The following is an 8304-nucleotide window of genomic DNA, read 5'->3' as shown; positions in this document are numbered from 1 at the left end:
CGCGGGCGGCACCGTCATGGAGAACGCGGACTCGTACGCGGCCGCTGCGGCGTTGGCCTGAGTGCCGACCTGCTCGGCCTGAACGGCAGTGGCAGATAGCCACTCCACGTAGGGTGCGGCCGCAGCCGACATCGACACCGACGACGGGCCGAACCAACTCTCGCTGGCCAACTCCGAAACCACCGAGCCGTAAGAGGCTGCAGCGACGCGCATTTCAGCAGCCATCGCGTTCCAGGCCGCGGCGGCGGCCAGCATGGGTGTCGATCCGGGGCCAGAATACATTCTGGCCGAGTTGATTTCGGGCGGCAACGCCGCAAAATCGATCATTAGACCCCCTCGGCGCTTATCGGGTTGCGGCAGCGTTGGCCACCTCGGTGGCCGCATACGACCCGGCGCTGGTCTGCAGCGTGGAAACGAACAGCTCATGCATCGCGGCGGCCTGGGCGCTCACCGCTTGAAATGCTTGAGCGTGGGCCGCGAATTTCACTGCCGTCGTCATCGACACATCATCGGCAGCAGCAGGCACCACGCCGGTCATCGGAGCTGCAGTGACCGCGCGCTGGGCGGCCAGGATAGAACCGATCGCCGCTAACTTGTCGGCCGCAGCGTTCAGCGATTCCGGTTGGGCAGTAACAAAGATCATCGGGAGTTCTCCTCACGGTATATGCGCCCAGCCCGAAGCCGCAGCGGTGCAGGCGCAGCGATGTACGGCATCTGAGCGGAGGCGCAGACGCGAAAATTGGCTCAGGACAAGACTTTCAGTCAGGAACGACGGCGGATCGGTGTGGCAACGAGCAGGTCGTCGATCTGGAATAGGGACTATCGTCTGAACTGATCTCGCTCTCACCTCCTCGCGGCCAGGGCATTCGGAATGCCACCTGTTGCACGCGGGATATCAGCCCGTTAACACTTCCGGGCGGCACCCCTCTCGTCTGAGCTTCGGCACCACACGGCGTATCCGGCCGCTCGGGCCGGAAGCCACTTGGGCTCAACCCTTAAGCCGGGAAGAGCTGTCCTGACCCTGGGCGTCTTTCGACGTTCGAGGTCAGTGGCCTTTGTCCGTGCAGACGCCTCACCTAGCGAGGTGCTTGCAGGGCCCATCGTGACACCGGGAAGCAAGCTGAGTCAAGAAAGTTGTGAGCGCGTGACGACAATTCACCTCTGCGATAGCTAACAGCCATCCCGCGCTTCCGCCCAGCCTCCAGGCAGACCCGAAGAAACGCGCAAACCTTCGGGGATTTGCGAAACTACTCTTGCTACGCTTCTTGGCTTGGTTTTTACGTTTTCTTGACGCTTGCCAGACCGTTGCTGCAGCTACCCACTCGGGGGAACGCCGACCAACGGTCGAAGCCCGAAGGGCGAGACTAGCCGGCGGCGGGTCGGATGGCGTTGTTTGTTTCCGGCCGCGGGCCGTGGCACGGGTTCGCTTGCCGTTAATTAATTGGCGAGCGGCAAAAATCGGGGGCGTCGTCGCGCTGGCCGTGCCTGTCCAACCGGCACCCGCCAGGACATTCACAGGCTTGGCTCCTGTCCGCCGCGGCGATCAACGGCTAATATAGGCGCGGGCAACGAGATACCAGGTCGCCGAGATGTTTTGTTCGCTGGCGGCTAGAAGGGCGACCCTCGATTAGATACTTACAATCGGGGAGTTCGAAGAACCATTGAAGTGAATGGTTTCGATATCGGTTAGCTGGCAGACCAGCTAGTCGGTTATGTCAGCGCGCTCAAAGCATCCATTAAATCTGTTGGTGGCGCCAAAACCACTAGAGATTGGCGCGCAGCTTTCATATTGGCGAACAGTTCTTCCGAACTAACCGTGCCCTCAGCAACTGATAATTGCTCGTCCGTGGCGTGTCATGTGTGTGGCCGCGGATACGCTCACCGTGAGGAAGTGAAATGAAAAGGGTCTCGGCCGATCTTGGCCCTGCCGACGTCTGGCTCCGTCAAATGGTGCTTGCACAGGCGCGTGACGGTAATCTGAGAGCGACGTGGCGCCACGAGTTGTCGTTGTCAAAGGTTATGGTGGGCTCTGAGGTTGTCCCCGAAAGTATCCACACGGCCGTCAAGAAGATCCGTCAAATGCCCTATGCCGCTTGGGAACCGGATCACGCTCCGGATTGGCGCACCGCCCTTGATGCGTGGTACACCGATTCGCGGGAAGTGCTGACGCAGAGCTACCGGGAGAATTCGCGTCGCCTTACCGCAACCATGGAGAAGGCCGATCGCGTCTGTTCAGAAGTTGTTCAGTCCTGGGTCCCCAACGACGAATCGACGCTGCCTGGTCGCCTACTGACGTTCGTAGTGTCGATGGACGACATTGCCGACCAGGAGCGTAATCACTTGGAACAGAACTTCGCTCAAACCCGCGATTGGATAACCGCGTCATATCTGGCCGGGCTGGCCGCCGGCGGCCAAAACGTCGACTGGGTTGCATGGTTCAAGACCCGCGTTGCTCGATGGCCGCTTGATGATCAGGGAACTCGCCGCGCGGAAACCGAATTGAACCATCCGACGTTCCGCGAAAAGATGGAGCGGCTGCCAACGTACTGGATGCCCTGAAGCCCGGTCCGAACTCATCGGACCCACGTGCCGACGAATTCGACCAGGGCACCCCTACGCCAAACATCACGGGTACGCCGAACCCGATCTGCTCCACCCAACCGCGGTGGACGACAAATTGGACGTACGGTGCACGACCGGTGTTCATCAACTCAGCGAGAGTGGTCCCGGCTGGGATCGAACCAGCGACCTTCCGCGTGTGAAGCGGACGCTCTTCCACTGAGCCACGGGACCGGCGCCGCGGGGCGAACGACGTCGAAGACTAGCACGAGTCGCAATTCCGCAGCACGCGCCATTTGTACGCGCTAGCGTAGACACGCTCACACCGAGAAATTTGTGTGGGCGCGTTCACGTGGACTATCGTCGTGCTTCGCACCGGGCGACGATCTCGTCCGTTGCGCGCGGATGTAGCGCAGTTGGTAGCGCATCACCTTGCCAAGGTGAGGGTCGCGGGTTCGAATCCCGTCATCCGCTCGAAGGTGCAAGTGGCATCAATCCCCCAGCGGTGGAGTGGCCGAGTGGTGAGGCAACGGCCTGCAAAGCCGTGCACACGGGTTCGATTCCCGTCTCCACCTCCAGATTTGGACCCCCAAAAGCGCGATTAGCTCAGCGGGAGAGCGCTTCCCTGACACGGAAGAGGTCACTGGTTCAATCCCAGTATCGCGCACCAGTATCTTCGCAGCTCAGAGCATGTTTTGAGCCGGTCACATAGGGGTGCACGCAATGTGACAACGCACCCTGTTGTCACATTCGCCACAGGCGCAGGGAGGCGTCGACAGGTACCGCCATCACCGCCCCGCCGACGCCTCGCACGTCGAGTAGCCCCGGGTCGACTGACCAGCGACAGCGACAGCGGAGCCGCGCATTCCGGCATACGCCGAGCCGGCGGGGCGGCTGCACTCGTAGGTCCGCCACTTATCGGTTGGAATTTAGTCGATCGCCTATGCGGCCGGTAGTTTCAGCACCGTGTGCGACTCGGTCACGTAGATACTGCCGGCGGTGTCTACCGCCACACTGTCGGGCTGGTTGAGTCCGGTGAACGGCAGCATCGTCGGGGTGGTGGAGCCCACCGTCAGCTTCACCACCTGCCGGTCTTTGTTGTCTCGCTCGACGACATACACGGTGCCGGTGGCGTTGACCGCCACGCCATCGAAGTAATCGCCGTTTCGAGGTCGGTGAAAGGCAGGTCCACCTATGTCGCGTACGAGGAAGGGGTTTCGCGGACCGTGAGGACTGTGGCGAGGACGACAGCAACACCTGCCACTCCGCCGGCGATGAGTGCAACCTTGGTGCGCCGACTCGTTGGTCGAACCCGGATCTCCTTCGGACTGCGCACCTGGCGCCGGCGCGCATTCAGGACATGCCGCGTCAATCTAGGCTCGGCTCATGGTGATATCGAGACCATCGACGCTGAATCTCAGCTACCGGCCCGCGGGGTCGCGTGTGGTCCCGGGTGTTGTGTGACCGCAATGCTGGGTACCGAGCTGATCGACCGGCTGTGCCGCGGGAGGTGACGGGCTGTGATTTCTGGCGATGACGATGCCGCGCGCTCCGGGCCGCCGCCTGATCGCGCTGCGCCAGCCTTGGGGCCGCGTACCGCGGTACTCGACAGCGCGCACCTGGGTGATATCGAGGGAGCGTTCGGGCGCATCAGCGTCGGTGAGACCGGGCATTCGCGCACGTGGAAGACCCGGCTGCTGACGCTGCTGGCCATCGTCGGTCCCGGGATCATCGTGATGGTCGGTGATAACGACGCCGGCGGGGTGGCCACCTACGCCCAGGCCGGCCAGAACTACGGCTACTCCCTGCTGTGGACGCTGCTACTGCTGATCCCGGTCCTCATAGTCAACCAGGAGATGGTGGTGCGACTGGGCGCGGTGACCGGAGTCGGGCACGCCCGATTGATCAAGGAACGCTTCGGCCGCGGCTGGGGCTGGTTTTCTGTCGGCGATCTGTTCCTACTCAACTTCTTGACGATTGTTACCGAGTTCATCGGGATCACGCTGGCCGCTCAGTACTTCGGCGTCTCGAAATACATTGTGGTGCCGGTCTCGGCTGCGGCGCTGGTCGCGATCATGGCAAGCGGCAGCTTCCAGCGATGGGAGCGAGCGATGTTCGTCTTCATCGCCATCACACTGGTGCAGATCCCGATGCTGCTGATGTCGCACCCCCAATGGGGGGATGCGGCGAAGTCGTTTGTGGTGCCTCGTATTTCGGGTGGGATGAATTCGGATTCGGTGCTGTTGATCATCGCCATCGTCGGCACCACGGTGGCACCCTGGCAGCTGTTTTTTCAGCAGTCCAACGTCGTCGACAAACGCATCACTCCCAGGTTCATGGGTTATGAACGCGCCGACACCGTTGTGGGCGCCTTAGTGGTTGTCATGAGCGCCGCCGCGCTGCTCATGACCGGCGCTTGGGCGGCGCGCTCCACCAACACCGTGGGGAATTTCACCGACGCCGGCGCCATCGCACACCTGCTCGGCCAACACAATCCGATGCTCGGCTCGTTCTTTGCGATCGTGCTGATGGACGCCGCGATCCTGGGCGCGGCTCCGGTCACTCTGGCCACCAGCTACGCCTTCGGCGATATGTTCGGCCTGAAGCACTCGCTGCACCGCGGGTTCGCCGACGCCAAACAGTTCTATCTGTTCTATACCGCAATCGTGGTGTTGGCCGCGGCGATGGTGCTGATCCCCGGCGCCCCGCTCGGGTTGATCACCTTCGCCGTGCAGGCCCTCGCCGGTCTACTGATGCCCAGCGCCACTGTCTTTTTGCTGCTGCTGTGCAATGACCGGGAAGTGTTGGGGCCCTGGGTCAATCGTCCCTGGCTTAACGGGGTAGCCGGTTTGATCGTCGGAACCCTGCTGCTGGTGTCGGGAATCCTGATAGCCACCACCTTATTTCCCGACCTCCACGCCGAGGCGGTCGCCGGCTACCTAGGCGTAGCCTCGCTCGTCTTAGCCGTCACCGCCGGAGCGGTGCTGCGCTGGTTAGCCCGCCGCCAGCCCGCACCGCCGCCCGCGAAATTCCTGGCACGTCGAGTTGACCGCAACACCTGGCGGATGCCGCCCCTGACCCTGCTAGAGCCGGTGACCTGGTCAGCCGGGACCCGATTCGGCATGGTCACCCTGCGCACCTACCTCATCACCGCCGTAGTCCTGCTCATCGTCAAAGCTGTCCAACTCAGCGGCCGATAATATTTCGGACGAGAGGGCGGTTGCCGACGGGAGACCCCGGGCGGTTCCAGTCGGGGCGACACCGCAACCACCTCCACCGGGGTGGGCTCCCAGGGCTACCTGATGTGGAACCCGGCAGCCAATGATTGGGGATTCTGGCAGAACGGAGTCTGGACTCCGATCTAGCCAAACGGTCGGCCGCAGTTAAACAAACCCACGTCGCTGTTGGCCAAGAAGAACGCAAAGCTATAGACGCATGCTAGCCAGTTTGCGTTCGCACGGGTTGGCTCTGCGGCGCTCGTACGCGCCATGCACTTCGTTCGTGCTCAGCTGGAATGCTTGTGCACCGGTGGCCTGCAGGGCCAGCATTCGTGGGGTGCCTGCGCGTCTGCCGGGGTCACATGAACCAGCCCTAAACCGGCGAATACCACGACGGCTATAGCGGCGACTATTTGTTTCATGGTGACCGAAGCTACAAGGCGCCGTGTGACAAACAAGTCACTACTTGTTACGGATCAAATTAGACTCTGACAAACACGGCCCCGCGTCGATCCTCTGATCCATCCGGGGGCCGACGCCGCCGCACATGTGGTACTGAGACCGCAAAGTTGACGGCCGGCCGACACGTCGACGTCACTCGGCTTCGACCGCGCGGCGCACCAGTGTCTCTGCTCTCGTCTCACGCAGCTAGAACTCGCCAAATTTGTCGGGCCACGCCGTGCCCCTTCCACCGTGACGGTTAGGGAATCGCGCCGTAGCCTCGCTGAGCGCGTTCGAGCACCAACGGTCTTAGGCGGCTTCACCTTCCGCTTTTCTGCTGTCAGCGCCCGTTAGACAGGCCCGTATTTCTCAATGAGCTCCCGCTTGTAGAGCTTGCCGGCATCAGTGCGCGGCAGTTGCGCCTCAAAATGCAGCGATCTCGGACACTTGTAGTGCGCCATGCGATCCCGAAGCCATGCCACCAATTCCTCGGCCAGTCCGGGGGACGCCAGCGTGGGATCGTCCAACTGAACGACGGCAGTCACCGATTGCCCCATCACCGGATCCGGCACGCCGAACACGGCAGCGTCGACCACCAGGGGGTGACTCACGAGAAGGTTCTCGGTCTCCTGCGGGTAGATGTTCACCCCGCCGGAGATGATCATGTGATTGCGTCGATCAGTGAGGTACAGGTAGCCCTCTTCGTCGAGGTAGCCGACGTCGCCGACGGTAACCCAGCCTTCGGGACTGCGCGCCGCGGCCGTCTTCTCTTTGTCATTGAGGTACTCGAACGGATAACCGCCCTCGTAGTAGATCTCACCGATTTCTCTGGGTCCGAGCTCGATGCCCTCGTCATCGAGAATGTGGGGTGTACCAAGCATCGGTTTGCCCACCGAGCCTGGGTGGGCAAGCCACTCATCGGCACGGATGAACGAGATACCCGCACCTTCCGATGACCCGTAGTACTCGTCGACGATCGGCCCCCACCAATCGATCATCTGGCGTTTGATCTCGGGCGGACACGGAGCGGCAGCGTGGACGACGCGTCGCAAAGTCGACAAGTCGTAGCGCATCCGGGTTTCTTCGGGCAGTCGTAGCATCCGCACAAACATCGTCGGCACGAACTGGGCGTGTGTGACACCGTGGCGCTGGATGCAGTCAAGGGCGTGTTCGGCGTCAAATTTCGCCATGAGAACCGTCGTCGCGCCGGCGGCTTGCGCGGCCATCGTCCACATGGCCGGCGCGGTGTGATAGGTCGGGGCGGGGCTCAAGTAGACCGAGGCGTCGCTCACCCCGAGCGCCTCGAACACGGGTGTGGACAGTCTCGAAACGCCGGATTCTCGTGGTTTCAAGGGACGACGGATTCCCTTCGGACGACCAGTGCTGCCCGCGGAGTACTGCAGGAGTTGGCCGTCGCACTCATTGGCGATCGGTGTCGAGGGTTCAGCGGCCACGCATTCCGGATAGCGCTGCCAGCCATCGAGGTCGTCGTCGGCGATCAGCGCAACGGATGGCAGTCCAGCCGGAAGCTGGTCGGACAGTTCGCGACACACTCCCCGCATCGCCCTCGAGGAGATGATCGCCTTTGCCGCACTGTCCGCCACGATGTAGGCGATCTCGGAGTGGCTCAGATGGGTATTGACCAGTGTGTAGTACAGCCCGCTCCGCTTGGCCGCCCACATCGCGGCATGGATGTGTCCGTTGTTCTCCATCAGTACCGCGACCGTGTCCCCGGCTACCAGGCCGGATCGTCGCAGGAAGTGGGCGAGTCTGTTCGCGCTGGCTTCCAAGCTTGCGAAGCTCACGACGGCGCCGGAGGGGTGAAGGATCACTGCGGGTTTCGCGGACTCACAGTGATCATGTAACTGCATACCGAACCCCTCGGCCCTGAACGACGGGTGATCGTGTCGGCCGCCCGCAACCGAGAATGCTACCTACCGATGACGAGAGAATTGCGTTCCGCCGCACTGGGCGATCTTGGTGGGTCACCGCGTGCCAACGTTGCGCGCCAATCATGTTAAGGACCAACGGTATACATCCTCAGGTGCAGCGAGATTTCCGGACCGCGCGCACCGTCATGCGTTTG

General features: G+C 62.2%; 6 protein-coding genes, 4 tRNA genes and 1 riboswitch. Of the genes, 5 read left to right on the top strand and 5 right to left on the bottom strand.

The genetic code is table 11. From position 1 onward, the window contains the following. The coding region (locus JO236_RS05805; protein ID WP_293325979.1) for a PPE family protein at positions 1-327 on the bottom strand (327 nt) is incomplete at its 3' end. A 16-nt stretch (positions 328-343) separates the two neighbouring features. Continuing rightward, on the bottom strand, positions 344-643 hold the full coding sequence (locus JO236_RS05800; RefSeq protein WP_293325976.1) for a PE family protein: 300 nt from the start codon (positions 641-643) through the stop codon (positions 344-346). 273 nt (positions 644-916) lie between these two features. Then, positions 917-1091, bottom strand: a riboswitch (M-box (ykoK) riboswitch). 805 nt (positions 1092-1896) lie between these two features. Here JO236_RS05800 and JO236_RS05795 point away from each other — a divergent pair. Then, positions 1897-2559 carry a hypothetical protein gene (locus JO236_RS05795; protein ID WP_293325973.1) on the top strand — a complete coding sequence of 221 codons (663 nt, stop codon included), beginning with the start codon at positions 1897-1899 and terminating at the stop codon, positions 2557-2559. 162 nt (positions 2560-2721) lie between these two features. Here the strand turns inward: JO236_RS05795 and JO236_RS05790 are convergent. Further along, positions 2722-2793 (bottom strand) — tRNA-Val (locus JO236_RS05790). Between the two features lie 167 nt (positions 2794-2960). Between JO236_RS05790 and JO236_RS05785 the strand changes: the two genes are divergently transcribed. The 3 genes from JO236_RS05785 (at position 2961) to JO236_RS05775 (ending at position 3229) form a co-directional block, all read left to right on the top strand. Continuing rightward, positions 2961-3033: transfer RNA gene (locus JO236_RS05785), tRNA-Gly, on the top strand. A 30-nt stretch (positions 3034-3063) separates the two neighbouring features. Next, positions 3064-3137: transfer RNA gene (locus JO236_RS05780), tRNA-Cys, on the top strand. A 17-nt stretch (positions 3138-3154) separates the two neighbouring features. Beyond that, positions 3155-3229, top strand: a tRNA-Val gene (locus JO236_RS05775). A 271-nt stretch (positions 3230-3500) separates the two neighbouring features. Here the strand turns inward: JO236_RS05775 and JO236_RS05770 are convergent. Next, entirely contained in the window at positions 3501-3704 is a 204-nt protein-coding gene (locus JO236_RS05770; protein WP_293325970.1) for a hypothetical protein, read from the bottom strand. 438 nt (positions 3705-4142) lie between these two features. On the opposite strand from JO236_RS05770, the gene JO236_RS05765 reads away from it, so the two are divergent. Beyond that, on the top strand, positions 4143-5759 hold the full coding sequence (locus JO236_RS05765; RefSeq protein WP_293325982.1) for an NRAMP family divalent metal transporter: 1617 nt from the start codon (positions 4143-4145) through the stop codon (positions 5757-5759). 809 nt (positions 5760-6568) lie between these two features. Here JO236_RS05765 and fadD4 read toward each other — a convergent pair. Then, positions 6569-8089: a fatty-acid--CoA ligase FadD4 gene (gene fadD4 / locus JO236_RS05760; RefSeq protein WP_293325967.1), complete on the bottom strand. Its 1521-nt coding sequence runs from the start codon at positions 8087-8089 to the stop codon at positions 6569-6571. Positions 8090-8304 lie beyond the last annotated feature (215 nt).

Origin of the sequence: Mycobacterium sp. (assembly GCF_019247635.1) — a bacterium.
Lineage (GTDB): Bacteria > Actinomycetota > Actinomycetes > Mycobacteriales > Mycobacteriaceae > Mycobacterium.
Note: the sequence above shows the minus strand (reverse complement) of the source record. Positions and strands in the feature narration are given on the sequence as shown.